At 64.7% G+C, this 25,713-nt stretch carries 28 protein-coding genes; 16 read left to right on the top strand and 12 right to left on the bottom strand.

The window, feature by feature from the left end:
• Positions 1-27: 27 nt before the first annotated feature.
• Both ABID44_RS09285 and ABID44_RS09290 read right to left on the bottom strand, forming a co-directional pair.
• Positions 28-1,275, bottom strand: coding sequence for an MFS transporter (locus ABID44_RS09285; protein WP_354151422.1), 1,248 nt, complete (start codon positions 1,273-1,275; stop codon positions 28-30).
• 231 nt (positions 1,276-1,506) lie between these two features.
• The gene (locus ABID44_RS09290; protein WP_354151423.1) at positions 1,507-1,701 is read right to left on the bottom strand and encodes a DUF1192 domain-containing protein; all 195 of its coding nucleotides are present in this window, start codon (positions 1,699-1,701) and stop codon (positions 1,507-1,509) included.
• 166 nt (positions 1,702-1,867) lie between these two features.
• Here ABID44_RS09290 and ABID44_RS09295 point away from each other — a divergent pair, with 166 nt between their 5' ends.
• From ABID44_RS09295 to ABID44_RS09315, 5 genes are all read left to right on the top strand, one after another.
• Positions 1,868-2,848, top strand: coding sequence for an NAD(P)H-quinone oxidoreductase (locus tag ABID44_RS09295; RefSeq protein ID WP_378226603.1), 981 nt, complete (start codon positions 1,868-1,870; stop codon positions 2,846-2,848).
• Between the two features lie 135 nt (positions 2,849-2,983).
• Entirely contained in the window at positions 2,984-3,124 is a 141-nt protein-coding gene (locus tag ABID44_RS09300; RefSeq protein WP_354151425.1) for a DUF1127 domain-containing protein, read from the top strand.
• 187 nt (positions 3,125-3,311) lie between these two features.
• Positions 3,312-3,980, top strand: coding sequence for a GntR family transcriptional regulator (locus ABID44_RS09305; RefSeq protein WP_354151426.1), 669 nt, complete (start codon positions 3,312-3,314; stop codon positions 3,978-3,980).
• A 264-nt stretch (positions 3,981-4,244) separates the two neighbouring features.
• Positions 4,245-4,838, top strand: coding sequence for a biotin transporter BioY (locus ABID44_RS09310; RefSeq protein WP_354151427.1), 594 nt, complete (start codon positions 4,245-4,247; stop codon positions 4,836-4,838).
• Positions 4,835-5,266, top strand: a complete 432-nt coding sequence (locus ABID44_RS09315) for a DUF1284 domain-containing protein (RefSeq protein ID WP_354151428.1) — start codon at positions 4,835-4,837, stop codon at positions 5,264-5,266. Before ABID44_RS09310 ends, ABID44_RS09315 begins: the two co-directional genes overlap by 4 nt.
• A 15-nt stretch (positions 5,267-5,281) precedes the next feature.
• Here ABID44_RS09315 and ABID44_RS09320 read toward each other — a convergent pair whose 3' ends face one another.
• A complete protein-coding gene (locus ABID44_RS09320) occupies positions 5,282-7,483 on the bottom strand; it encodes an esterase-like activity of phytase family protein (RefSeq protein WP_354151429.1) in 2,202 nt (733 codons plus the stop codon).
• A 223-nt stretch (positions 7,484-7,706) separates the two neighbouring features.
• Between ABID44_RS09320 and ABID44_RS09325 the strand changes: the two genes are divergently transcribed.
• Positions 7,707-8,402 carry a DUF1013 domain-containing protein gene (locus ABID44_RS09325; RefSeq protein ID WP_354151430.1) on the top strand — a complete coding sequence of 232 codons (696 nt, stop codon included), beginning with the start codon at positions 7,707-7,709 and terminating at the stop codon, positions 8,400-8,402.
• A gap of 59 nt (positions 8,403-8,461) precedes the next feature.
• Here ABID44_RS09325 and ABID44_RS09330 read toward each other — a convergent pair whose 3' ends face one another.
• The 5 genes from ABID44_RS09330 to ABID44_RS09350 all read right to left on the bottom strand — a co-directional run bounded on the left by ABID44_RS09330 (position 8,462) and on the right by ABID44_RS09350 (position 11,576).
• On the bottom strand, positions 8,462-8,872 hold the full coding sequence (locus ABID44_RS09330; RefSeq protein ID WP_354151431.1) for a DUF6691 family protein: 411 nt from the start codon (positions 8,870-8,872) through the stop codon (positions 8,462-8,464).
• The gene (locus ABID44_RS09335; RefSeq protein WP_354151432.1) at positions 8,872-9,300 is read right to left on the bottom strand and encodes a YeeE/YedE family protein; all 429 of its coding nucleotides are present in this window, start codon (positions 9,298-9,300) and stop codon (positions 8,872-8,874) included. The genes ABID44_RS09330 and ABID44_RS09335 overlap by 1 nt, the downstream gene beginning before the upstream one ends.
• Before the next feature lie 95 nt (positions 9,301-9,395).
• Positions 9,396-9,722, bottom strand: a complete 327-nt coding sequence (locus tag ABID44_RS09340; protein WP_354151433.1) for an ArsR/SmtB family transcription factor — start codon at positions 9,720-9,722, stop codon at positions 9,396-9,398.
• Entirely contained in the window at positions 9,719-10,600 is an 882-nt protein-coding gene (locus ABID44_RS09345) for an MBL fold metallo-hydrolase (RefSeq protein WP_354151434.1), read from the bottom strand. Before ABID44_RS09345 ends, ABID44_RS09340 begins: the two co-directional genes overlap by 4 nt.
• A 145-nt stretch (positions 10,601-10,745) precedes the next feature.
• A complete protein-coding gene (locus ABID44_RS09350) occupies positions 10,746-11,576 on the bottom strand; it encodes a hormone-sensitive lipase (RefSeq protein WP_354151435.1) in 831 nt (276 codons plus the stop codon).
• 264 nt (positions 11,577-11,840) lie between these two features.
• Between ABID44_RS09350 and ABID44_RS09355 the strand changes: the two genes are divergently transcribed.
• The 7 genes from ABID44_RS09355 to ABID44_RS09385 all read left to right on the top strand — a co-directional run bounded on the left by ABID44_RS09355 (position 11,841) and on the right by ABID44_RS09385 (position 18,892).
• Positions 11,841-13,463, top strand: a complete 1,623-nt coding sequence (locus ABID44_RS09355) for an AMP-binding protein (protein ID WP_354151436.1) — start codon at positions 11,841-11,843, stop codon at positions 13,461-13,463.
• Entirely contained in the window at positions 13,460-14,299 is an 840-nt protein-coding gene (gene kynA / locus ABID44_RS09360) for a tryptophan 2,3-dioxygenase (RefSeq protein WP_354151437.1), read from the top strand. The genes ABID44_RS09355 and kynA overlap by 4 nt, the downstream gene beginning before the upstream one ends.
• A gap of 40 nt (positions 14,300-14,339) precedes the next feature.
• Positions 14,340-15,476 (top strand): ABC transporter substrate-binding protein, encoded by a 1,137-nt coding sequence (locus ABID44_RS09365; RefSeq protein WP_354151438.1) that lies wholly within the window; start codon positions 14,340-14,342, stop codon positions 15,474-15,476.
• 93 nt (positions 15,477-15,569) lie between these two features.
• The gene (locus ABID44_RS09370; RefSeq protein WP_354151439.1) at positions 15,570-16,490 is read left to right on the top strand and encodes a branched-chain amino acid ABC transporter permease; all 921 of its coding nucleotides are present in this window, start codon (positions 15,570-15,572) and stop codon (positions 16,488-16,490) included.
• 5 nt (positions 16,491-16,495) lie between these two features.
• Entirely contained in the window at positions 16,496-17,467 is a 972-nt protein-coding gene (locus ABID44_RS09375; RefSeq protein WP_354151501.1) for a branched-chain amino acid ABC transporter permease, read from the top strand.
• The gene (locus tag ABID44_RS09380; protein WP_354151440.1) at positions 17,460-18,209 is read left to right on the top strand and encodes an ABC transporter ATP-binding protein; all 750 of its coding nucleotides are present in this window, start codon (positions 17,460-17,462) and stop codon (positions 18,207-18,209) included. The genes ABID44_RS09375 and ABID44_RS09380 overlap by 8 nt, the downstream gene beginning before the upstream one ends.
• A complete protein-coding gene (locus tag ABID44_RS09385; protein WP_354151441.1) occupies positions 18,206-18,892 on the top strand; it encodes an ABC transporter ATP-binding protein in 687 nt (228 codons plus the stop codon). The genes ABID44_RS09380 and ABID44_RS09385 overlap by 4 nt, the downstream gene beginning before the upstream one ends.
• A 10-nt stretch (positions 18,893-18,902) precedes the next feature.
• Here the strand turns inward: ABID44_RS09385 and kynU are convergent, their stop codons facing one another.
• The 4 genes from kynU to ABID44_RS09405 form a co-directional block, all read right to left on the bottom strand.
• Positions 18,903-20,165, bottom strand: a complete 1,263-nt coding sequence (gene kynU / locus ABID44_RS09390; protein ID WP_354151442.1) for a kynureninase — start codon at positions 20,163-20,165, stop codon at positions 18,903-18,905.
• Positions 20,166-20,273: 108 nt separating this feature from the next.
• The gene (locus ABID44_RS09395) at positions 20,274-21,197 is read right to left on the bottom strand and encodes an ABC transporter permease (protein ID WP_354151443.1); all 924 of its coding nucleotides are present in this window, start codon (positions 21,195-21,197) and stop codon (positions 20,274-20,276) included.
• 4 nt (positions 21,198-21,201) lie between these two features.
• Positions 21,202-21,981 (bottom strand): ABC transporter ATP-binding protein, encoded by a 780-nt coding sequence (locus tag ABID44_RS09400; RefSeq protein WP_354151444.1) that lies wholly within the window; start codon positions 21,979-21,981, stop codon positions 21,202-21,204.
• An 83-nt stretch (positions 21,982-22,064) separates the two neighbouring features.
• The gene (locus tag ABID44_RS09405) at positions 22,065-23,051 is read right to left on the bottom strand and encodes an ABC transporter substrate-binding protein (protein WP_354151445.1); all 987 of its coding nucleotides are present in this window, start codon (positions 23,049-23,051) and stop codon (positions 22,065-22,067) included.
• Positions 23,052-23,256: 205 nt separating this feature from the next.
• Between ABID44_RS09405 and ABID44_RS09410 the strand changes: the two genes are divergently transcribed.
• The 3 genes from ABID44_RS09410 (at position 23,257) to ABID44_RS09420 (ending at position 25,616) form a co-directional block, all read left to right on the top strand.
• Positions 23,257-24,036, top strand: a complete 780-nt coding sequence (locus ABID44_RS09410; RefSeq protein ID WP_354151446.1) for a GntR family transcriptional regulator — start codon at positions 23,257-23,259, stop codon at positions 24,034-24,036.
• The gene (locus ABID44_RS09415) at positions 24,033-25,016 is read left to right on the top strand and encodes a pyridoxal-phosphate dependent enzyme (RefSeq protein ID WP_354151447.1); all 984 of its coding nucleotides are present in this window, start codon (positions 24,033-24,035) and stop codon (positions 25,014-25,016) included. The genes ABID44_RS09410 and ABID44_RS09415 overlap by 4 nt, the downstream gene beginning before the upstream one ends.
• 75 nt (positions 25,017-25,091) lie before the next feature.
• Positions 25,092-25,616 (top strand): MarR family winged helix-turn-helix transcriptional regulator, encoded by a 525-nt coding sequence (locus ABID44_RS09420; protein WP_354151448.1) that lies wholly within the window; start codon positions 25,092-25,094, stop codon positions 25,614-25,616.
• Positions 25,617-25,713 lie beyond the last annotated feature (97 nt).

The following is a 25,713-nucleotide window of genomic DNA, read 5'->3' on the forward strand; positions in this document are numbered from 1 at the left end:
CAGTAGTGCGTCAAACGCGCCTAATTCTCAACCATCGGTTTCATTTTTTGTGCGCGGATCGAGCGTCAGCGACTGCGGCGTAATCGACCGCTCGACCGGCAGCGTGGTGAAAGCCTCCCGGTCCTCGATCGGGACCGGAGCCCGCTGCCGGATGCGCAGGGCGGTGTAGCCGGCGATGACAAGGTGGGCCAGCGCGGTGGTGAGGAGCAGGCTTTCGGGACGCCACCACTCCATCATGCCGGCGGCCAGCATCGGCCCGATCATGGTTCCGAAGCCGTAGAGGATGAGCAGTCCGCCGGCCACCTTGACGAACTCCTCGGCCTTGGCGTGGTCGTTGGCGTGAGCGACGGCGATCGAATAGAGCGTATAGGCGAAAGCGCCATAGGCGGCGGCCATCGCCAGCACGACCGCCCCGGAACGCGGTTGAACGAGGAAGATCAGCAGGGCGAACAGGGCCGCCCCGATCGATGCGCCGACCAGCACGTAGCGCCGGTCGGTGCGGTCGGAAAGGCGGCCGGCCGGGAGCTGCATGAATGCGCCGGCGATCACGACAAGGCTCATCATCAGCGCGATCTGCGCCGTCGATATGCCGATGCGTGCGCCATAGACCGCACCCAGCGTGCCCCATGCGCCGTTGGCGACGCCGATCAGGAGACAGGCAAGCGCCGCCACCGGGGAATTGGCGTAGAGGCCTTTCAGGTCGAGCGACACATCACGCAAGGGCTCCGGGTGCGAGGCGGTGGAAACCGCTGTCGGGATCAGCGAAAGGCAGAAGAAGATGCCGGTGATCATGAACAGCGAGGCCGAACCGACGTCGCCGGCGGCGACGATCATCTGGCCGCCCATGATGGAGGCGTAGGTGACCATCATATAGAGGCCGAACACGGCGCCGCGGTTCTCGTTGGTGGATTTTTCGTTCAGCCAGCTTTCGATGACCATGAAGGCGCCGGCCATGACGAAGCCGGTGAAGGCGCGCAGGATGATCCATGCGGCTTCATTGATGATGAGGCCGGTGAGCAGGGCGATGATGGCGGCGCAGGCGGCGAAGGTGCCGAAGGCGCGCACGTGGCCGGCGCGCCGCACGATGCGCGGGGCGAAGTAGCAGCCGAGCACGAAGCCGGCCGCCCAGGCGGTGCCGATCAGGCCCAGCGATGTGGTGGAGAAGCCTTCCATCTGTCCGCGTAGCGGCAGAAGCAGGCCATGCAGGCCGGAGGCGGCAAGCAGAAAGGCCGTACCGCGCAAGAGGGACAGGATCGGTCTGTAGGCTGCAAGCATAGGGGGTTCCGGCGTCGAATCGTCGAATCACGTCTGCTGGTTATCTCGGCAGATTGTTTCAGGCTTTTCGGTGGCCGTCTCCCCGGTTGGCGACCATGACGCGTCGCGATCCATCAGATCGGCGTCGCGCCCGGGAGCATTTCCGTTTTTCACCGAACCGAAAAAGTTCCGGCCCCCTGTTTCGGCGCAGGTCAGGAGGCAAAACCGGTGCGCATTTTCGCGGGAATTGCTCTAGCTGCGCCGGAACAGCGCCTCCGCCGCCGAGCGCGTCGCGCCCTTCGATTGCAACTCGGTTTCGATGCGCGCGATTTCACCGCGCAGCATGTCGATGCGCGCTTGCAACTCATCCCGGGAGAGCTTGCTCAGATCCTGTCCGATTTCATGCGGGCCGCTTTTGCTTGCCGGTTCGTCGTCGAAAATCGCCATGGCCATTCCCCGAAAATCCTGTCCTATCCGGAACTGGCGGTTTGCCTGCGCCGCCATTCGGAATAGAAAGCCAAACATAGATAGGGCAGGCGCGGCGCGCAAACAGGGCCGCGGCAACCATGGGCAGGAGACGAGCATGATAGCGGCCGAGGGACTGTTGCAGACGATGACGGCGATCGCCATTTCGCAGCCGGGCGGACCAGCGGTGCTGAAGCCGGAGCGGCGGTCGACGCCCCAGGCGGGGCCGGACGAAATCCTGATCCGGGTGCGGGCGGCCGGCGTCAATCGTCCCGACGTCGCCCAGCGCAACGGCTCCTACCCGCCGCCGCCCGGCGCATCCGATCTTCCGGGGCTGGAGGTGGCCGGCGAGGTCGCCGCAATCGGCGAAAACGTCGGGCGCTGGCGCATCGGCGACCATGTGTGCGCGCTCACGCCCGGCGGCGGCTATGCCGAATATGTGAAGGTGCATGCAAGCCATGTCCTGCCCATTCCTGCCGGCTTCACCTTCAGCGAGGCGGCTGCTGTGCCGGAAACCTATTTCACGGTCTGGCACAACGTGTTCGAGCGCGGCGGATTGCAGGCGGGCGAGACGCTGCTGGTGCATGGCGGCTCCTCCGGCATCGGAACCACGGCGATCCAGCTCGCCACAGCGCGGGGGGCGCGGGTGATCGCCACGGCAGGAACTGCCGACAAGTGCGGGATCTGCCTGAAGCTCGGCGCAGAACGCGCGGTGAACTATCGCGAGGAGGATTTCGTCGCCGTGGTGAAGGAGGTGACGGAAGGCAAGGGCGCGAACGTCATTCTCGACATGGTGGGCGGCGACTATGTCGACCGCAACTACATCGCCGCCGCCGAAGAGGGGCGCATCGTCCAGATCGCTGTTCAGGGCGGCGCGGTGGCGAGCGCGAACTTTGCGAGGCTGATGGCCAAGCGGCTGGTGCATACCGGTTCGACGCTGAGGCCGCGCAGCGACGAATTCAAGGGCAAGGTGGCCGCCGCCCTGGAGGCGGAAGTGTGGCCGCTGCTCGCCAGTCGCCGCGTGGCGCCGGTCATGGACATGATCTATCCGCTGAAGGAGGCATGGCGTGCGCACGAACGGCTGGAGAGCGGCGAGTCTATCGGGAAGGTCGTCCTCGACGTGGCCTGATCGAAAGGTTCGCTTAACCCTTCATTTATGTTGCAATGCACAAACGCATTGCCGCTATGCAAAAGCGTCTGTTCAATAATTGGGCAGGAGCGCCTATCTACAGGGCATCGAATTCATCACCCTTAGGAGGCAAACATGAACATCATTCAGTCCTACAAGAACTGGCGCCGCTACAACGAAACCGTTCGTGCGCTGAACCGCCTGAACACCCGCGAACTCAAGGATCTCGGCATCAACCGCGCCGACATTCCTTCGGTTGCGCGCGCCGCTCTCTGATCCGGGAGCACTCAAGCAGAGCTGAGGTCTGGCGCTGGAAACAGCGCCTCCTGCTCCAAACCCGCCGGACCTGGTCCGGCGGGTTTTGTTTTTGCGCCTGCCGCCTGCGCATCATGTTGCGCTGCACACAACAAAGGTCGCCGTCGCCCCATCGACACAGGCGGTATGTCGCCCTTATCTAGCGGTCATGGAATCGAGCAAGGATGACACCATCGCGGTGCGAATCGCGAAATCCCTGGCCGAGCGCATCATCTCGGGCGCGATCGAGCCGGGCGCGCGCCTGCGCCAGGATCACATCGCGGAGGAGTTCGGCGCGAGCCATGTGCCGGTGCGTGAGGCGTTCCGGCGGCTGGAGGCGCAGGGGCTCGCGGTCAGCGAGGCGCGCCGGGGCGTGCGTGTCGCCGCCTTCGACCTTGGTGAGGTGAAGGAAGTCGCCGAGATGCGTGCGGCGCTGGAGGTTCTGGCGCTACGCCATGCCGCCCCGCATCTGACCACCGCGATCCTCGACCAGGCCGAGGAGGCGACCCGTGCCGGCGACCGCTCGCGCGATGTCCGCTCCTGGGAAGAGGCGAACCGGACATTTCATCGTCTGATTCTGACGCCGTGCGCCATGCCGCGCCTGCTGACCACCATAGACGACCTGCATGCGGCCAGCGCCCGATTCCTGTTCGCCGCATGGCGTTCCGAATGGGAAACCCGTACCGACCACGACCACCGGGCCATCCTTGCGGCCCTGCGTGAGGGGCAGGTTGAAAACGCTGCTTCCATCCTCGCCCGCCATGTGCAGTGGATCGGCCAGCGGCCGGTGCGCATGAAATCGGGCGCGACCCGCGAGGTTTTCGCCATCGTCGGCTGAGGTTTCCGGCCTGCGGAAAGCGATCCGGCAATCCGCCTTCGTCAGTCAGCGGCGACTGTCCATGCTTTCCTGATCCGCCGTTTGCGCGGTGGTCTGCGATAACACATTGCTACCAAAAGAGATTTTATAAATCCTGTGACGACGCTGGCGTCGCGGAGCGCGCCTGCGTCCGTTGATTTTGGCCAAGGCGCTTGCCTCCAGCCGAAAAATATGGATTCGATAATAGATCAGAATCAAAAATTATCTATAATTTGGAGAGAGCCTGTGTCGCAATCCGAAATCCGCGTCGAAACTCCGGCCTTGAATCCGCTTCGCCTGCAGGAGCGTTCTGTGCTGTGGCAGGTGGCGGCCGTCGTCATCGGCACGCTGCTTCTGGCGTTGTCGTCGAGGATCGAGGTGCCGATGATCCCGGTGCCGATCACCATGCAGACCTTTGCGGTCACGCTTGTGGGAGCGCTTTATGGCTGGCGGCTGGGTGCGTTCACAGTGGTGGCGTGGCTGGCGCAAGCGGTTGTCGGCATGCCGGTTCTGGCCGGCGGCTCGGGCGGCCTCGCGCCTTTCGTCGGCCCGACAGCCGGCTATTTGTTCGCGTTTCCGGTCGTCGCCGCTCTCGTTGGCTGGCTTGTCGCGCGCGGTTGGAATGGGGAGCGCGTTTTCCTCGCCTTTGCGGCCATGCTGATCGGCAACGGGCTTTGCCTCGCCATCGGCGCGTTGTGGCTGGCTGGCATCGTCGGCTTGGGCAAGGCGATTGCGCTTGGCGTCACGCCTTTCATTGTCGGCGGCGTGCTGAAATCGGCGCTGGCTGCCGCAACGCTCAAGCTGTTCCCAAGCGGAAAGACGGAGCCGAAGGCCTCGTGACCATCAGGCTGCGGGCGCATCACCTGCTGTGCATGCTCACCTATGTCGGAAAGGGCTACACGCCCGCATTCACCGCCGGTTATGACCGCATCGCCGAACGCCTGAGCCGGGGCGAGGAGATCGTGATCGTGGAAGGGCCGGACGATGTCTGCGCCCCGCTACTGGGCGAGGCCGAGCCGCATTGCTTCAATGAAAGCGTGCTGGAGCGGGACTGGCAGGCCGCCCGCGATGTCGGCGATCTGCTTGGCCGCCGCATCGGGGTGGGCGAACGGATAGCGCCCGATGCGCTCCTGCTTGCAAGGCTGCGCTCGGGCTTCGCGGCCGGGCTGACGCGCACTGCCTGTACAGGCTGCGAGTGGACCGGTCTGTGTGGGGCGGTGGTTGCAAACGGGTGGTCGGGCGTGAAGGTGGGCGGGCCGCCGTGCTGACGGCCCGCCTTCCCGTCAGTTCACTGCGGCGATGTTGCCGAGGCGGATGAACAGGGTTTCGCCGGAGGAGTCCTCCACACCGTCATTGTCGGTGACGACGAAGGCCTCGCCGGTCGTGTCGATGGTGAAGCCCTCGACCTTGTCGACCACATAGCCGTTGCTGGCGGACTTCAGGTCCGCCAGCAGGTCGCGCACCAGCGTCTTTTCCACCAGCGGCAGCTCGCCGCCCAGTTCGGCCGGCTTGAAGCCGTCGAGCGAGACGGCGTAGACGCGCTTCACCTTCGCCGCGTCGCCGATCAGGTTGTCGCGCTCGACGATGTAGAGCTTGCCGCCATGGGCGGTGATTTCCGACAGGCCCATCCAGCCGGTTTCGGCCTTTTCCAGCGGATAGCGCACCGCCGACCATTCCCTGGTCTTCGGCTTGTAGGCGAGCAGCTTGACCTGGCCCTTCGCATCGTCGCCCCATTCGCGCTGCACGGCGGCGATCAGCGTCAGGTCGTCGCCTTCGCCCGCGGTGGTGACGCCTTCGAGGCCGAAGCGGGTCTGGTGGGCGACCAGCTCGGCCGGCAGGGCGATTTCCTGCCTGATCTCGCCTTCCGCGTCGACGCGGAAGATGGCGTGCGGAACCAGCTTGGAGAGGTCGCCTTCATTGGCCAGCCAGAAGCCGCCTTCGCCGTCGGAGGCGATGCCTTCAAGGTCGAGCTTCTGGGCGGGATTGCCGCTACGGGTGATCACGGTCCTGGCGGTGATGCGCGCCGGCGTCTGCGTGGCGTCGATGGTGAAGATCGCCGGCGCGCCGCCATAGACCGAATCCGAGACCGCATAGAGCTTGCCGGGCGTCTTCGGATCGGCGGCGAGGCCGGACAGCGCGCCCCAGCCGATCGGCAGGCCGTTGGCGTCGTTGTCGGACTGTATCATCGGATAGGCCGGCTGGCCTTCAGTGCGCTCGAAGATCATGACATGCGAGCGGGCGCCGCCGTCCTCGACCAGATCGGTCTCGTTGGCGGTGACGAAGAGGTTGCGGGCAGGAAGGGCCAGAAGGCCCTCTGGGCCAATGCCGGAGGGCAGGGCCTGAATGAATTCCGGTTCCGCGCCGGTGTCCTCATAGACACCAACCAGCGAGGCGCGCTCGGCGCCGACGAAGATCAGCTTCTGCTCGCCATAGGTGCCGACTTCCATGCCCTCGGGCTCGATGCCCTTCTTGTTGCGGTGCTCGGGATAGTGGCCGAGGCGGGCTGCGACATGCTCGAATGCGGAGCCGGATTCATAAAGCACCTCGCCCTTCTTCGAGAAGATGGTGAAGCCGCGCGCGCCGCCCTTGTAGTCGCCCTCATTGGCGGTGACGAGGCGGTCGTTGTCGAGCCATTTTACGGCGTCGGGTTCGCGCAGCGCGTTCTCAACCTTGCCGGTGAAGGAGAGCTTGCCGTCCTTCTTCGTGTCGACGTTTTCGAGCGTCACCGACCCGGCGGAAAAATGCGAGACGATCTCGCCGGTTTCGGCGTTGACGATGGCGATGTGATTGTTCTCCTGCAAGGTCACGACGATCTCGCCGGCATCGTTGAAGTCGACGAATTCCGGTTCCGCGTCTTCCGGCGCGATCTCGGAGAGGCCGGTCAGATCGACGGTGCGAATGGCGTCGCAATCCGGCAATCCGGCCTTCATCGACACGATCTTGAGATTGCCCGATGGCATCTGTGGGATTTCGCCGTCGTTCAGCTCCTCGTCGCGCTCATTCTCGATGGCGATGGCGAGAAAACGGCCGTCCTTGCTGGCGGCGACCGAATCCGGCTGGCCGCCGAGGTCGCAGGAGGATTCGACCGTCTTCGAGGCGATGTCGATGACGGTGAGATTGCCGGACGGCTCCTGCCTGCTCTTCGAGGTGTTGACGCCGGCCAGAACTTTTGCGCCGATCACCACAACCGAAGTCGGTTCGCCGTCGATCTTGACGACGCCGCCGGCCCTGGGCGCTTTCGGGTCGGCGATATCGATGAAGCCGACGGCGCCCAGCGGGCTGTCGGAGTAGACGAGCGTGTCGCCGTCTTCGGTGGCGGTGATGATTTCGGAAGACGTCGGCGTTGCCGCATCGACGCCTTCCGGCAGGTTGGACGCGACCGGGAAGGTGGCGATACGGTTGAAGACCTGATCGGCGTGAGCCGGCAGCGAAACGGAAGCGGCAAGCGCGGCCATAGCCGCGATAAGTGACGAGCGGGTGCGCATGGGACCTCTTTCCCTCATGAGAAGAATGCAGCTTCCCTTTGTGCCACCTGTATTTCAGCGCGATGACGCTTCTGCGACGCTTGCATGACGGCGGTTTCGCTGCCGGATTTTCTTGCCCTTGGCCCTGAACGCGGTTATAGGAAAACGGATTTTCCCTTTTTCGGTGGCTTGTAAAACCACCGCCCGCGTAACGGGACGCGGGCGAACGAGAGGATTTTATTCTATGGCAAACACGCTTCTCATGCCGAAGGCGACAGCCGTCTGGCTGGTCGACAACACCGGGCTGTCCTTCGATCAGATCGCCCAGTTCTGCGGTCTGCATCCGCTGGAGGTGAAGGCGATCGCGGATGGCGAGTCGGCGCAAGGCATCAAGGGCATGGACCCCGTGATCACCGGTCAGCTCAGCCGCGAGGAGATTTCGCGTGGCGAGCAGGACATCAACCACCGCCTGAAGCTTTCCGAGCCGAAGGTGCGGGTGCCCGAAACCAAGCGCAAGGGGCCGCGCTACACCCCGCTTTCGAAACGTCAGGACCGCCCGAACGCGATCCTGTGGCTGGTGCGCAATCATCCTGAGCTGAAGGATGCGCAGATTTCGCGCCTGGTGGGCACCACCAAGGCGACCATCGAGCAGATCCGCAACCGGACACACTGGAACTCGGCCAATCTGGCGCCGATGGACCCGGTGACGCTTGGCCTGACCTCGCAGATCGATCTCGACATCGAGGTGCAGCGCGCCTCGCGCAACCGCGAGCACATCCAGCCTGCCGGCGACACGCTGCTGCCGGCCTCGCTCACCGAGCGTCTGGACCCGCAGGCCGAAGCGCCGCGCGACGAGGATGCGGAGCTGGACGCGGATGCGGTGTTCGCCAAGCTTTCGGCGCTGAAGGGCGCGGAGCCGGACGAAGACGACGAGGAATAAGCCTCGTTCCATCTCAAGCAAAAAGCGCGGACCTCGACCCGCGCTTTTTTGTTGCCGCTTCAGCGGCGGATCAGCCGCGTGACGGCGATGCCGCAGATCATCGAGGCCACGAAAATGAGGGCGGCGGGTTCTCCCAGCCCCAGCGCCGGGATCGAGCCTCCGGGGCAGAAACCGGCAATGCCCCAGCCGACGCCGAACAGGCCCGCGCCGGCCAGCAGCGGCAGGTCGATGTCCCTGCGGGCCGGCAGATGGAAGCGCGTATCGAACAGCGGCACCGGCCTCTTCAGCACCAGCCGGTAACCGATCGCCGTGACGATGAGCGCCCCACCCATGACGAAGGCCAGGGACGGGTCCCAGTTTCCGGCGACATCGAAGAAGTTCAGCACCTTGGCTGGATTGATCATGCCGGACAGGGCGATGCCCGCGCCGAAGACCAGGCCGATCAGCAACGCGCTTGAAATGCGGCCCATCATAAACCTCCCGCAATATGGCGCACGACATAGACGGTGACGCCTGTCGTCAGCATGAAGGTGAGCGTGGCGGCGAGGGAGCGCACCGAGAGACGCGCAATGCCGCACACGCCATGCCCGGAGGTGCAGCCGGCGCCGATGGTGACGCCGACGCCGACGATCAGGCCGCCGACGATCAGCCAGGGCGTTGCGGCGGGGCTGCTGAACGCGATCTTATGGCCGGTCAATGCGATGATGAGGGCGGGGGCGGCAATCGCGCCGGCAAGGAAGGCGGCGCGCCAGCCCCAGTCGGCGGCCAGTGGCGGGACGATGCCGCCGACAATGCCGGAAATGCCGGCGATGCGGCCATGCAACGCCATGAGCAGCACCGCGGCGAGGCCAATCAGCGCGCCGCCGGCAAGCGACATGAAGGGCGTGAACTCGGTCATCGTTTACAGGCCTCTTTCGTTGGTCGGGCCGGCCGGCAAGCAACAGGCCGGACGGACGATGCGCTCCGGGGCGTCGTCCGGGACGAACAATGTGCTCATTTGCAGAAAAGCTCATGCATGGTGTGGATGAAGATCCCGATGCGTTGATCGACCAGCCGGTAAAACACCTGCTTGCCCTCCTTGCGGCTTACGATCAGCTCCGCCTCGCGCAGTTCAGCCAGTTGCTGCGACAGGCCTGGCTGACGGATGCCCAGCAGGTTCTCCAGCTCACGAACCGAGCGCTCGCCGTCGACCAGCGCGCAGCACACAAGCAGCCGGTCCGGATTGGAAAGCTTCTTCAGAAAGGACGACGCCTCGTCCACACGAGCCCTGAGGTTGGCCGCCTCGCAGGAAAGCGTTCCGGCGGTCGCGATCGGTTTCATCCCCATGGCGCGCCGTTCAGCAGGTCGAGCGGGATTTTCAGATAGCGCGTGCCGTTCGCTTCCGGCTCCGGCAACCGCCCGCCATTGGTGTTCACCTGCAGGGCATGCAGGATAAGCTTCGGCATCGGCAAGGTGGCGTCCCGCGCCTCGCGGGCGGCGACATACTCGGCCTCGCTCAGATATTGCGACATGTGGCTGTTCTTCGCCTTCTGCTCGGCCACCGTCGATTCCCAGAGCGGCTCGCGTCCGCCGGGCTGATAGTCATGGCCGGTGAAGATGCGGGTGTCGTCGGGCAGGGCGAGAATCGCCTGGATCGACTTCCACAGCGCCGCGGCGCTGCCGCCGGGGAAGTCGGCGCGCGCCGTGCCGCTGTCCGGCATGAACAGCGTGTCATGCACGAAGGCCGCATCGCCGATCACATAGGTGATGGAGGCGAGCGTATGGCCGGGCGAAAACATCACCCGTGCCGGGATGCCGCCCACCATGAAGGTGTCGCCTTCGGCAAACAGCCGGTCCCACTGCGAGCCGTCAGCGGGAAAATCTGGCCAGTTGTAGAAGCCTTTCCAGAGCTTCTGCACTTCGACGATTTTTGCGCCGATGGCGGTCGGCGCGCCTGTCTTCTCCCGCAGATAGGTTGCAGCGGAGAAATGGTCCGCATGGGGATGGGTGTCGAGAATCCACTCAACGGAGAGCCCTTTTTGCCGGATGAAGTCGAGGATGCGGTCCGCATTGGCGGATGCCGTCTGGCCCGACTTCTCGTCGTAGTCGTAGACCGGGTCGATGATGGCGCATTTGCCGGTCGCCGGATCGGCCACGACATATTGCACCGACCATGTGCGCGGGTCGAAGAAGGCGGTGACGTCCGGTTTCGGGCTCATGCGGTGTTTCCCCTCGCTCGCCGGTTGCTGCCGGATACGTGTCCCGGTCCTATCTTGATTATTAAATAAAAATGATTGCAAAAAAATGCAATTGTTATTTTAAACCCGTACGACGCCGTAGAACGGTGGCGCGAAACCGGCGTGATCAGCTGAAAAGCAGGGCCCGGGTCATTGCGTGGTTCTTGTCAGCAAGACCGTCGATGACGTTGTAATGATGCAGATCGGGTTCCATGACCTCGCAGGTGCTGGCGCCCAGCCCGATCCAGATGTTGGCCAGCAAAGCGTTCTGCCGGACGAACTCCGCCCGCTCCGCCGCCCCGACCCAGCAAATGAGGTCAAGCCCTTCCGCCGGCTCCAGCAGAGCCGGGCTCTGGCTGAAAGCTTCGGCTTCGTCGATCTGCATGGTCTCGTTATAGGGAATACGCAGCAGAGGGCGCAGATCGTGCAGGCCGGACAGCGACAATACCCGCCGGACCCTTTTCCGGACCTGCGCCGGCAGGGGGGAATGGGCGCACATCATGCGCGTCACCAGATGTCCGCCGGCGGAGTGTCCGCTGAGGAAAACCGGCCCGTCGATCTCGCCAGCGGCGAAGGCGATGGCGGCGGCTATTTCGCCGACAATACCGGTCAACCGGATTTCCGGGCATAGCGTGTAGCTTGGCATCGCCACCGCAAAGCCATTGTCGACAGCGCCAGCCGCCAGATGCGACCAGTAGCTGTTGTCCAGCGCCATCCAGAACCCGCCATGCACGAACACCATGAGGCCGCGCGGCTTCCCTTGCGGCAAGAACAGGTCGAGCCGGTTGCGCGGTGCAGGGCCATAGGCAAGATCAAGCCGCGCCCGGCCCTGCCGTTGCAGCGATTCACGATATGCGCGCGCGGGCTCGACCCATTGCTGCGGCCAGCGCTCGCCGCCTGCAATATGGATTGTGTTGGTGTAGGCGTCGCTCCAGTCCCTGACCGCATAGCTTAACAAAGGCTGTTCTCCCGCTTCTTTCGTGCGCGCCAAGACAAGGCAGTCAGCGGCGCAAAGTCAATTCCGGAAATGAACCCGCAGCGATAAAACTTTAGGCTTGAAATAATATTCGGGCGGTGTCATTTTTTTATCAGCCGATGACGCCGGCACGCCCCGCTCGGGGTGCGCGTGGGCTCCGGGACGGATGAGGAGCCGGCCCGCAGCGTTCAGGCGGCTTCGCGAACAGCGGGGCCCGGTGATCGTGGCAGGGAGGACATCACGCGCATGCTAGGGCCTACGGCGCATATCGACACTTTCACCAGGGACAATCTCCCGCCGCAGGAACAGTGGCCGGACTTCCTGCTCGATGGTTTCCGGTATCCCGAACACATCAACGCCGGCTACGAACTCACCGACCGCCTGGTCGAGCAGGGCTTTGGCGATCATACGGCGCTGATCGGCAACGGGCGGCGACGCACCTACAAGGAATTGTCCGACTGGACCAACCGGCTTGCCCATGCGCTGGTGGAGGATTACGGCGTCCAGCCGGGCAACCGGGTGTTGATCCGCTCCGCCAACAACCCGGCCATGGTGGCGTGCTGGCTGGCGGCGACGAAGGCGGGAGCGGCGGTGGTGAACACCATGCCGATGCTGCGTGCGGGCGAGCTTGCCAGCATCGTCGACAAGGCCGAGATTTCGCTGGCGCTGTGCGATACGCGGCTGATGGACGAGATGGTGGCCTGCGCCAAGGAAAGCCGGTTCCTCAGGAAAGTGATCGGCTTCGACGGCACCGCCAATCACGATGCGGAACTGGACCGCATCGCGCTCGGCAAGTCCGTTCGCTTCGAGGCGGTCAGGACCGGCCGCGACGATGTCGCCCTGCTGGGCTTCACCTCGGGCACCACGGGCGAGCCCAAGGCGACCATGCATTTTCACCGAGATCTGCTGATCATCGCCGACGGCTATGCGAAAGAGGTGCTGGGCGTGACGCCGGACGACGTTTTCGTTGGTTCGCCGCCGCTGGCCTTCACCTTCGGGCTAGGCGGGCTGGCGGTGTTCCCGCTGCGCTTCGGAGCGACGGCCACGCTTCTGGAAAACGCCTCGCCGCCCAACATGATCGAGATCATCGAAACTTATAAAGCGACCATTTCCTTCACCGCGCCGACCGCCTACCGGGCGATGATGAAGGCCATGGACGAGGGCGCGGACCTGTCGTCGCTGCGCGTTGCGGTTTCGGCCGGCGAGACGCTGCCGGGGCCCGTGTTCGAGGAATGGGTGGCGAAGACCGGCAAGCCGATCCTCGACGGCATCGGTGCTACCGAAATGCTGCATATCTTCATCACCAACCGCTTTGGCGACATGCGCCCGGCCTCGACCGGCACTGCGGTGCGCGGCTATGAGGCGCGCATCGTCGACGAGGACATGAACGAGGCGCCGCGCGGCACGGCGGGCCGTCTGGCGATCCGCGGTCCCACCGGCTGCCGCTACATGGCCGACGCGCGCCAGCGCAATTATGTGCGCGACGGCTGGAATCTGACCGGAGACACTTTCGTTCAGGACGAGGAGGGCTATTTCCACTTCGCCGCCCGCTCCGACGACATGATCGTTTCGGCCGGTTACAACATTGCCGGGCCGGAGGTCGAGGCCGCCCTGCTGGCGCATGACGACGTCGCCGAATGCGCGGTGATCGGCGCTCCCGATCTCGACCGCGGCCAGATTGTCGAGGCCTATGTCGTGCTGGCGCGCGGAACGGCCGGCGACGCGGAGATGGTCAGGCGCTTGCAGGATCATGTGAAGGCGACTATCGCACCTTACAAATACCCGCGTTCGATCCGCTTTCTCGATGCGCTGCCCAAGACGCAGACCGGAAAGATCCAGCGCTTCAGACTGAGGACGGAACGACGATGAGCGACAGGCCCTATGATCCTTCCGCCGAGGGCGCGCAGATGTCCTTCCGGGGGCGCATGTCCTATGGCGACTATCTGCAACTCGACAAGGTACTGGATGCGCAGGCGCCGCTTTCCGACGCCCATGACGAGATGCTGTTCATCATCCAGCATCAGACGTCCGAACTGTGGATGAAGCTGGCCCTGCATGAACTGCGCTCGGCCATCGCCTGCGTGCAGCGGGGCGAGGTGCGGCCCTGCTTCAAGATGCTGACGCGCGTGGCGCGCATCTTCGAACAGCTCAACAGCGCCTGGGATGTGCTGCGCACCATGACGCCCAGCGAATATACCGAGTTTCGCAATTCGCTCGGCCAGTCGTCCGGCTTCCAGTCATGGCAATACAGGGCGATCGAATTCCTCGCCGGCAATCGCAACCCCGCCATGCTGGGGCCTCACAACCATCGCCCCGACGTGGTGGCGCGGCTGGAAGAGATCCTGTCCCGCCCATCCCTGTATGACGAGGCGATCCTTCTGTTGGGCCGGAGCGGCTTCGACATCGGCGCGGACCGCGAGCGCACCGACTGGCGCGAAACGCGGGCTGAAAGCGAAGCCGTGCTCGACGCCTGGCGCGCGGTCTATCAGGAACCGAACCGCTATTGGGAGCTCTATGAACTCGCCGAGAAGCTGGTCGATTTCGAGGACTATTTCCGCCGCTGGCGTTTCAATCACGTCACCACGGTGGAGCGCATCATCGGCCTCAAGCGCGGGACGGGAGGAACCGGCGGCGTTTCCTATCTAAAACGCATGCTGGAGGTTGAACTGTTTCCGGAACTCTGGAAAGTTCGGACACGATTGTAAAGAACGTCAAGTGACGGGGAACTTCTGGGAGGAAGACAAGATGCGCACAATTCTGACGGCGAGCCTGCTCGCCCTTTCGATGACGGCTGCCGGCGTGGCGCAGGCCGATCCGGTCAAGATCGGCGTCATCACCACGCTCTCGGGCGGTGGCGCGGGACTTGGCGTCGACACGCGCGACGCCTTCACGCTGGCCATCAAGAAGGCCGGCGAAACGGATGTCGAGCTGGTCATCGAGGACGACGCGCAGAAGCCGGAACTGGCTGTCCAGATCGCCGAGAAGATGATCCAGAGCGACAAGGTGGATCTGATGACCGGCATCATCTGGTCGAACCTCGCCATGGCCGTGGTGCCGAACACCGTGGCGCAGGACGTGATTTATCTTTCCCCCAACGCCGGCCCCTCGGCGCTGGCCGGCGCGAACTGCCATAAGAACTATTTCAACGTCGCCTACCAGAACGACAACTTCCACGAGGCGATGGGGCAATACGCCAATCAGGACTACAAGAACACCTTCATCCTCGCTCCCAACTATCCGGCCGGCAAGGATTCGCTGACCGGCTTCAAGCGCTACTACAAGGGCGAACTGGCCGGCGAACTCTACACGCAGGTCGGCCAGACCGACTACGCCGCCGAAATCGCGCAGATTCGCGCCTCCGGGGCGGATTCGGTGTTCTTCTTCCTGCCCGGCGGCATGGGCATCGCCTTCATGAAGCAGTATGCGCAATCGGGCGTCGGCCTGCCGGTGCTGGGGCCGAGCTTCTCCTTCAGCCAGGACGTGCTGCCGGCCATCGGTGACGCGGCGCTTGGCGTGAAGAATTCGGCGAGCTGGTCGAAGGACCTCGACAACGAGGCCAACAAGGAATTCGTCGAGGCCTTCCAGGCCGAATATGGCCGCCTGCCTTCCATCTACGCGGCGCAGAGCTGGGATACGGCGAACCTCATCCTGTCGGCGCTCGCCAAGGCCAGCGTCAAGGACAAGGACGCCTTCCGGGCCGCCCTAAGGGAAGCCGATTTCAAGTCTGTGCGCGGTGAATTCACCTTCAACGCCAACCAGCACCCGATCCAGAACATCTATGTGCGCGAGGTGGTGAAGGAAGGCGACGTGCTGACCAACAAGATCATCGGCACCGCCTTCGAGAAGCATGGCGACGCCTATGTCGAGCAGTGCAAGATGTAGCACTGCGAAGGCAGCAGGGGCGACTGTCATGTCGCCCCGATGCTCCTGCGACCGCTCTGTCCCGCCCCTGAAACCGCACCCGGAATCCGCCTGTTGTCCGCTGCCCTGCTGATCGAGCAATTGCTGAACGGGCTCCAGCTCGGCGTCATGCTGTTCCTGATCGCGGCCGGTCTGACGCTGATTTTCGGCGTGATGGGGCTTATCAACCTCGCCCATGGCTCGCTCTACATGATCGGGGCCTTCGCCTGCGCCGCCGTGGCGGCCGCGACCGGCTCGTTCTGGCTGGGGCTGGCGGCGAGCCTTGCCGCCGCCGCCGCCGCCGGAGCGCTGATGGAAATCGCCATCATCCGTCGGCTCTATGAGCGCGATCATCTCGACCAGGTGCTGGCGACCTTCGCGCTCATCCTCATCCTGTCAGAAGGCACGCGCTGGCTGTTCGGCTCGTTTCCGCTCTATCTCGACATTCCGCCGATCCTGCAAGGCGCGGTGCCGCTGCCGGGCGGCGGGCAATACCAGCTCTACCGGCTGGCGATCATCGGCGTCGGCATCGTCGTGGCGGTGGGGCTCTACCTGCTGATCTCGCGCACAAGGCTTGGCATGCGTATCCGCGCCGGCGAAAGCGACCGCGAGATGATCGCCGCACTCGGCGTCGATATACGCACGCTCTACACGGTGGTGTTTGCGCTGGGTGCTGCCCTCGCCGGCCTTGCCGGCGCTATGGTCGGCGCGCTGCAATCAGTGCAGGTCGGTATGGGCGAGCCGGCGCTGATCCTCGCCTTCGTGGTCATCGTCATTGGCGGCATCGGTTCGATCAAGGGCGCGCTGGTCGGCGCCATACTGGTCGGGGTTGTCGATACGATGGGCCGCTTCCTGCTGCCCAAGCTGCTGGCGCTGACCATGCCCGCCTCGCAGGCCAATCTGGTGGGGGCAGCACTTGCCTCGATGCTGATCTACATCGTCATGGCGCTGATACTGGCGTTGCGGCCGCGCGGCCTGTTCGCGGGGCAGGCGTGATGGCGCTGTCCCGCGAAACGCTGATCAGCGCGCTGCTGGTCGCGCTGCTGGTCGCCATTCCGCTTTTGGCGACGGCGGCGGGCGAGCCGTTCTACGTCACGCTCGCCACCCGCATCGCCATATTGGCGCTGGCGGCCGTGGGGCTCAACATCGCACTCGGTCTCGGCGGGCTGGTGTCGTTCGGGCACGCCGCCTTCTTTGGCCTTGGCGGCTATGTGGCGGGTATCTTCGCCACCCACGCCTTCAACGCGGAGCCGCTGCCCTTCGGCTTTACGGCGACGACCGCGATGCCGGTGATCTGGCTGGGCGCCATGGCGCTGTGCGGGCTGGCGGCGCTGCCGATCGGGGCAATCAGTCTGCGCACCTCGGGCGTCTACTTCATCATGATCACGCTGGCCTTCGCGCAGATGATCTATTATTTCGCCGTCTCCTGGCCGAGCTATGGCGGTGAGGACGGGCTGTCGATCTATGTGCGCAACAGTTTTCCGGGCCTGAATACGGCGCAGCCGCTGCCTTACTTCCTGCTCTGCCTCGGCGTTCTTGTGGCCGGGCTGGTGCTGTTCCAACTCATCAAGGGCTCGCGCTTCGGGGCGGCGCTGGAAGCTTCGCGGCAGAACCCGACGCGGCTCGCCGCCGTCGGCATAACGCCTTTCGGCATAAGGCTGGTCGCCTTCGCGGTGTCGGCCATGGTGACGGGACTGGCCGGGGCGCTGTTCGCCGATCTCAACCGCTTCGTCAGCCCATCCATGCTGTCCTGGCACATGTCGGGGGAACTGATCGTGCTCATCATCCTCGGCGGCAAGGGGCGGCTGTTCGGACCGGTGGCGGGGGCCATGGTCTATGTGCTGTTCGAATATGCGCTGGGCGGCGTCACCGAGCGCTGGCAGTTTTTCCTTGGGCTGATTCTCCTTGGAGTGGTTCTGTTCGCGCGCGGTGGTCTTCTGGGGCTGCTGGCCGGAAAGGCGCGCCATGGCTGAACCGGTGCTGCAACTTGAGGGCCTCGCCAAGAGCTTCGGTGCGCTGAAGGCGACCGACGGGGTGAACCTCGATCTGCGGGCAGGCGAAATCCATGCCCTGATCGGCCCGAACGGGGCTGGCAAGAGCACGCTCATCCATCAGATCTGCGGCTCGATCCGGCCCGACAGGGGAACGATCCGTTTGCTCGGCGAGGACATGGCCGGGCTCGACATGGCTGCGCGGGTGCGCAAGGGGCTGGGGCGCAGCTTCCAGATTTCATCGCTCGCGCCGGAGTTTTCGGGGCTTCGCAACGTCATGCTGGCCGTGCAGGCGCGGCAGGGCTCCAGCTTCCGTTTCTTCCGGCCGGTGGCGACCGACCGCAGCCTGACCGGACCCGCCATGGCGATGCTGGCGCGCGTCGGGCTCGAAAAGAGGGCTGAGACGCCGGCGGCGGAGTTATCGCATGGCGAACGCCGCCAGCTTGAAATCGCCATCGCGCTGGCGCTCGGGCCGAAGGCGTTTCTGTTCGACGAGCCGATGGCGGGCCTCGGGCCGGAAGGCTCGAAGCGGCTCACCGGCTTTCTCGACGGCCTGCGCCATGAAGCGCCGATCCTGCTGGTGGAGCACGACATGGACGCCGTCTTCGCGCTGGCCGACCGGATTTCGGTGCTGGTCTATGGCCGCATCATCGCCACCGGCACGGTGGCCGAAATCCGCTCCGATCCGGACGTGCGGCGCGCCTATCTCGGAGACGCGCCATGAGCCTGCTCGTCCTCGACGGCGTCGAAAGCTTCTATGGAGCGTCACAGGCGCTGTTCGGCGTCAGCCTGGCCATCGAGGATGGCGAGGTAGTGGCTCTGATGGGCCGCAACGGCATGGGCAAGACCACCACCATCAATTCCATAGTCGGCCTCGTGCGGCCGCGCGCCGGCAATATCCGTTTCGCCGGCAAGGAACTGGCCGGAATGCGCCCGCATCGCATCGCGCGGCTCGGGCTCGGCCTTGTGCCGGAAGGACGGCGCTGCTTTCCGAACCTCACCGTGGAGGAAAACCTGCTGGTCGCGGCGCGTGGCGATGAATGGACGCTGGAGCGGGTGACGGAGCTGTTTCCGCGCCTTGGCGAGCGCCGCAGCCAGTATGCCAACACGCTTTCGGGGGGCGAGCAGCAGATGCTGGCCATCGGCCGGGCGCTGATGACCAATCCGCGCCTGCTGATCCTCGATGAGGCGACCGAAGGGCTGGCCCCGGTGATAAGGCAGGACATCTGGGCCGCGATCCGCAAGCTGAAGGCCACCGGCCAGTCGATCCTCGTGGTCGACAAGACGCTGTCGGAGCTGCTGCCTGTGGCCGACCGCTGCTTCGTGCTGGAAAAGGGCGTCACCGTCTTTGCAGGCGCGCCGGAAGCGCTGTCGCCTGAATTGCAGGACCGCTATCTGGGCGTATGATCGGGCCGCTTCACGTCACCGCGGAACGCACGGCGAAGCGCGGTTCCTTCCACACGCCGCTCGCCAGAATGTCCTCCAGAACGGCGACCGCGTCCCACACATCGCGGTAGCTGGTGTAGAGCGGGGTGAAGCCGAAGCGCAGCGTGGCGGGGGCGCGGAAATCGCCGATCACGCCGCGTTCGATCAATGCCTGCATCACCTCATAGGCGTTGGCATGGGCGAAGGACACCTGACTGCCGCGTCGCTCGCGCTCACGCGGCGTTTCCAGCGTCACGCCATACTGACCGCAGCGAGCCTCCACCAGCGTGATGAACAGATCGGTGAGCGCCAGGCTTTTTTGCCGCAAGATCTGCATGTCGACTGCGTTCCAGATGTCGAGCGCGCCCTTCAGCGCCCGCATCGACAGGATCGGCTGGGTGCCGCACTGGAAGCGGCGGATGCCCGGGGCTCCCGCATAGGCATGTTCCATGGCGAAGGGGCGGGCGTGACCCCACCAGCCGGACAGCGGCTGGACGATGTTTTCGTGATGGCGGCGCGCGGCATAGATGAAGGCTGGCGCGCCCGGCCCGCCGTTGAGATATTTGTACGTGCAGCCGACGGCGAAGTCGGCGTTGGCGACGTCCAGTTCCACCGGCAATGCGCCGGCGCTGTGGCACAGGTCCCAGATCGCGAGCGCACCGGCAGCGTGGATGCGCTTCGTCAGCGCCGCCATGTCGCGCAACTCGCCGGTCTTGTAGTTGACATGGTTGAGCAGCACCACCGCCACGGTCTGGTCGATCAGGTCCTCGATGGCCGGCGCATCGACGCCCTCCAGTTTCAGCGACGCGCCCGGACGGGTCGAGACGACGCCTTCGGCCATATAGAGGTCGGTCGGGAAGGAGCCGCTTTCGGCGACGATGACGTTGCGGCCCGGCCGCAGCGCCAGCGCCGCATGCAGGGCCTTGTAGATGTTGATCGAGGTGGTGTCGCCAACCACGGTCTGGCCATCGGCCGCGCCGACCAGGCGGCCGATGCTGTCGCCGAGCTGCACCGGCATGTCGAACCAGCCGGCGCTGTTCCAGGAGCGGATGAGATCCCGGCTCCACTCCTGCCGGGCCGCCGCTTCGAGTTCGGCAAGCGCAGCGGACGAGGCGGCGCCCAGCGAATTGCCGTCCAGATAGATCACGCCTTCGGGCAGCACGAAACGATCACGAAACGCGCGCAGCGGATCGGCCGCGTCCAGAGCTTCTATCGAAGCGGGATCGGGGGAAGCGAGATCGGGATGAGCGGGCATGGAACCTCCTTGCGGGCCATGCCGTGGGAGCGCGGCCTTGCCCGATGCCGTGGTTGCAGGCTGCCGGCGAAGCGCAGGCCTCGCCGAAGCGTTAGCTGGAGCAGACGCCTATTCGCGGAACGTTTCCTTGGCGGCGGCAGGGCCGCGGCCACGCTTGAGGCTTGGCAGCGCCAGCATGGTCAGGACGAACAGACCCGTCGCCAGCTTGAGATCGGGCGGCGGCATGCCGGCGGCAAGGCACAGCGACACGAGCTGGTAGTAGACGACGGCCCCGACGAAGGGCGCCAGCAACTGGCGTCGCACCGTCTGCTTGCCGGTGATCGCCTCGCCGATCATCAGCGCGGCGAGGCCGTTGATCAGCACGCCGATGCCCATGTTCACGTCGGCGAAGCCCTGGCTCTGCACCATCAGCGCGCCGCCGGTGGCGGAGAACGCGCCGGCCAGCCCGATGCCGCCGATGGTGGCGGCCCAGACGTTGATTCCTTGCGCTTCGGCCATGTCCGGATTGGAGCCGACCGCGCGCATGGCGGTGCCCTTCTCGGTCTTGAAGTAGAAATAGAGCAGGGCGAAGACGGCCAGAACCACGAACCCGGCCACCACGATCTTGGAGGCGGGGAAGCCGGCCTGAAGGCCGGGCACCCAGTCATAGACGGTTGTATTGCCGAATACGGACAGGTTCGAGCGGCCCATGATGCGCAGGTTCACGCTGTAGAGCATGGTCATGACCAGAATGCCGGCCAAAAGCGTGTGGATGCGGAAACGCAGATGGATGAAGGCCGTGCAGCAGCCGGCCACGAAACCCGCAGCCAGAGCCGCCAGAATGGCCGGAACGGGAGATACGCCCGCCGCCAGCATCACCCCGCATACGCTGCCGCCGAGAGGAAACGCGCCCTCGCTGGTGAGGTCGGGAAAGCTCAGCATGCGGAACGGGATCATGATGCCGAGCACGACGAAGCTCAGGATCAGGCTCTGCGCCAGCGTGACGGGAACGAGCGAGACGAAGCTCGACAGGGTGGTTTCGATGAAGCCCATGATGTCAGCTCGCCAGCAGCATGCGGTCGGTCTTGACGGAGAAATGGCCGATCAGATCGACAACCGTCACGTTCTTCTTTTCCTCGCCCGCGATCTCCAGCTTCACCTTGCCGGCGTCCAGCATGATGACCCGATCGCCGAAATCGACGGCGTGCTGCATGTTGTGGGTGACCATCAGCGTGGTCAGCCTGAGGGAAGAGACGGTGCGGATCGTCGCCTGCATGACGATGTCGGCGGTACGCGGATCGAGCGCGGCCGTATGCTCGTCGAGCAGCAGCACGTCGGGCCTGTCGCTCACGGCCATGATCAGCGACAGCGACTGGCGCTGGCCGCCGGAAAGCAGCTCGACCTTGGTGTCGAGCCGGCTTTCGAGGCCGAGGCCAAGCAGGGAAAGGCGCTCGCGGTATTCGGCAAGCCGGGTGGCGTTGAGGCCGGGACGCAGCGTACGGCGTTTTGCGCGCAGCTCGGCCAGCAGCATGTTCTCGGCGACGGTCATGGAAGCGGCGGTGCCGCGCATCGGGTCCTGGAAAACGCGCGCCAGCCGGGCCGCACGCTTGTGCACCGGCATGGAGGTGACGTCGTCGCCGTTGACGAGAACCTTGCCGGAATCGAGCACCAGCGAACCCGAAATGGCGTTCAGCATGGAGCTCTTGCCAGCGCCGTTCGAGCCGATGACGACTCCGAACTCGCCGGTGGCGAGCGTCAGATCGAGATTGTCGAGCGCGACCTTCTCATCGGGTTGGCCCCGATAGAAGACTTTGCGCGCGGATCGGACTTCCAGCATCCGCTACCCCTGCGCCTTTTTTTGAAAAGCTTGAGGAAAGGCGGCGCTCTGGCGGCGTCGCCTTTCCCGGCTATATGAGCCCGTCAGTCGACAAAGCACTCGCAATTGTCGAGGGCGGCGGGGATTTCGAGGCCGAATTCCTTGGCCGCCTTCCTGGAGATCACCATGACGTGGTCTTCATAGGCAGGCTTGGACGGCGCGATGGACTTCGGGTCCTCGCCCTTGAGGATGCGCACGGCGATGTTGCCGGCATTCTCACCCACCTTGGTGTAGTTGACGGCGAAGCTTGCCGGCACCACGCCGTCGCGAACCGCGCCGTCATCGGAGTTGACGATCGGAATGCCGGCCTGACGGGCGGCGGCGGCGACGGCGGCGACGGCCGGCTGAAGCAGGTTGGAGGTGGGAACGTAGATCACGTCGGCCTTGCCGGCGAAGGAGGCGACGCGCTGCTGGATGTCGTTGACGTTGTCGACGCCGACGGCAACGATCTCGAAGCCGGCATCCTTGGCCAGTTCGCGGGCGCTTTCCACCAGCGCGACGTCATTGGCTTCGCCCGGATTGTAGGGGATGCCGAGGCGGGTGGCGTCGGGCATCAGCTCCTTGGTGAATTTCATCACCGCCGCGAGGTCCTGAAGGTCGGAGGAGCCGGTGATGCCTTCGCCGCCTTCGTCCCACGAGGGCGTGAGATTGGCCGCGACCGGGTCAGTGACGGCGGTGAAGACGATCGGAATGCCCGAGCCGGCCAGCGCCTTCTGGGCGATCTGCGAAACCGGCGTAGTGACGGTATAGATCAGCTTCGGCTGTTCGGCCTGCAGCTTGGCGATCATCTGCGGCACCAGCGAAGCGTCGAAATTGGTGTGGCTGACGGTGTAGACAACGTCCTTGCCTTCTTCATAGCCGGCCTCGGTGAGGGCGCTTTTGAAGCCTTCGATGGAGATGTTGAGCTGGGAATGCTCACCGAAATTGGCGACCCCGATGCGGATAGGGTCCGCAGCCGCCGTCATGACACTGGCCAGCATCGCGCCGGCGACAACAATTCCGGACAACAAGCCGGATTTCGACCTGATCATTAGAACCTCCCGAGACATAGGCATCGGCGCTTTAGCTCGCCTTGAGCGGGATCATAGCGGCTTCGGAAGGCTTGTCAAACGCATATATATAGATCAGGCTATGGCCGCAAATCATATATAATTTGGCTGTTGGATGATTTTATATATGTTGCTGTGAGTTGCCGGACGGGCGCGGCGGGAGGGCCAGGTGCAGGCGGATGGCACGATGCAGGAAGAAACTTACCAGAGCAAGACCGAGACGGCCTATCGCCTGCTGCGGCGGGACATTCTGGCAACCCGGCTGAAGCCGGGCGCGGCCCTCAAGCTCGGCGCGCTGCGCGACGACTATGGCGTCGGCTGGACGCCGCTGCGCGAAGCGCTGTCGCGGCTGGAGGCCGAGAAGCTTGTCACCGCCATCTCCAATCGCGGGTTCGCCGTCGCGCCCGTGTCGAAAGGGGAGCTGGAGGATCTGGCGCGTGCGCGCATGGTGGTGGAATTGCCGCTGCTGCTGGAATCGATCGCCCATGGCGATGCGGAGTGGGAGGCGGCGGTCGTCACCAGCCATTATCGGCTGTCGCGCTGCAAGATCGCGCCCGACGATCCTTCCGAAGCCGCGGTCGACGAATGGGACGAGAAGCATACCGCGTTCCATGACGCGCTCCTGAGCGCAGCGCGGTCGAGCTGGCTGCTGCGCTTCCACGCCACGATTTCCGACCAGTTGCGCCGCCATCATCGCTTCCTTGGCCTTGCGCCCACGCTGCGCGCCGCCGAAGGGCGGCACGAAGGCTACGAGAAGGCTGTCGCGGCGCTGCGCGAAGCCATGGGTATCGGGCATCATACGGCTCTGATGGAGGCCTCCCTCGATCGTGATATCGAGCGGGCGCGCCGTCTCATGGAAGAGCATATCGGCTACACGTTGCATGCCTATATCCATACCGAGGAAGAAACCGGCAGTGGAAGCAGGTTGGACAAGGCTGCTTCCGGCAGGAAGGCGTCTGCCGAATGAGCGGCCCGCGCCGGCCGACGCTGGCGGCCATGGAGGCGGCCGCCAAGCGCCTGGCGCCCTATATGCAGCCAACGCCGCTTGTGCCGCTGAACCTTGGCCCGCTGGATGGTGGGCTGCCGGACCGGCGCATCTTCCTGAAGCTGGAAACGCTTTCGCCGATCGGCGCTTTCAAGCTGCGGCCGGCGCTCAACGCGCTGCTGTCGCGCGAACGGGGCAGCCTGTCGAATGGCGTGGCGACGGTCAGTTCCGGCAATATGGCCTATGGCATGGCCTTCGCCGCCCATGCGCTCGGCGTGAAAATGGCGGCCTACATGTATGCCGGCGCGCCACAGGCCAAGATCGACGGCGTGCGCGGCCTGGGCGGCGAGGTGCGCTTTATCGGCATGGACGACTGGTGGCGCTACATCACCGAAGCCGATCGTCCGCAGCTTGACGAACTGCTGATCAACCCGGTCACCGATCAGGCGGTGCTCAATGGCAATGGAACCGTAGGACTGGAAATCGTAGAGGGGCTGCCCGACGTCGATGTCGTGTTCGCGCCTTATGGCGGCGGGTCGATGACCACGGGCGTCGCCAGCGCGGTGAAGGCGCTGAAGCCGCATGTGAAAATCCTCGCCTGCGAGGATGAAAACGCCGCTCCGGTGGCGGCGGCGCTGGCCGCCGGCCGCATTGTGGACATCGAAACGAAACCGTCCTTCATCAAGAGCATCGGCGGCCCCTCGGTCGTGCCGCAGCTCTGGCCGGTGGCGCGCGATCTGATCGACGGGACGGTGAGCGTCAGCCCCGAACAAGTGACCGAAGCCATGCGCATGCTGTTCTCCAAAGCCCGGGTGGTGGCGGAAGGCGCGGGTGCGGCCTCCCTGGCCGCGGCGCTCGCCAGTCCGCATGCAAAGGGCAATGTCGTGTGCGTCATCTCTGGCGGCAATATCGACGCGGACGCCTACGCCACGGTGCTTGCCGGCGGCATTCCCGCCCCCTGATGCATACCGGCTTGTCCCTAGCGGTTAAACGGCTCTACAAGGGGCCGTGTAGCTTTGAGGACGACCGCGCTGGACATGGACGAGAGCAAGGCCGACGAGAGCCGGGCCGAATGGCTGGACGGCGAGACCAAGGTGCTGGAAGCGCCAGGCGACCATGGGGCCGAAATCCGCCTCTGGTTGAGACTCCTGACCTGCACGACGCTTGCCGAGACCGAAATCCGCCGGCGACTGCGCGAGGAGTTCGACTTCACCCTACCCCGTTTCGACCTGATGGCGCAGCTCGAACGCGCCGAGAACGGCATGGTGCTGGGCGAGGTCTCGAGACGCATGATGGTTTCGGCCGGCAATCTCACGGCCCTGGTCGAGCGGCTGGTCGAGATGGGCTATGTCAGCCGTACGGTTTCGCCGAAGGACCGGCGCGTGCAGATTGTCGCCCTGACCGATGAAGGGCGCGCCGCATTCCGCACCATGGCCGACCGTCATGGCGAATGGGTCGGCGAATTGTTCAAGGACCTGTCCCGGCACGATGAAGCCCTGCTGATGGAGGCGCTGGGTCGCCTCAAGGGCTCGGTCCGCTCGGCGCTTTCGGGCCCGCAATAAGGTCATGGCCGGTCGATGGACGCCGCCTCTCCATGAGGCGGAGCCGCCGGCTTTGCGCATGGCGGAAAAACTTTAAGCTTGAAGTTTTTTTCGGAAT

This window comes from Aquamicrobium ahrensii, assembly GCF_040545755.1.
GTDB lineage: Bacteria > Pseudomonadota > Alphaproteobacteria > Rhizobiales > Rhizobiaceae > Mesorhizobium > Mesorhizobium ahrensii.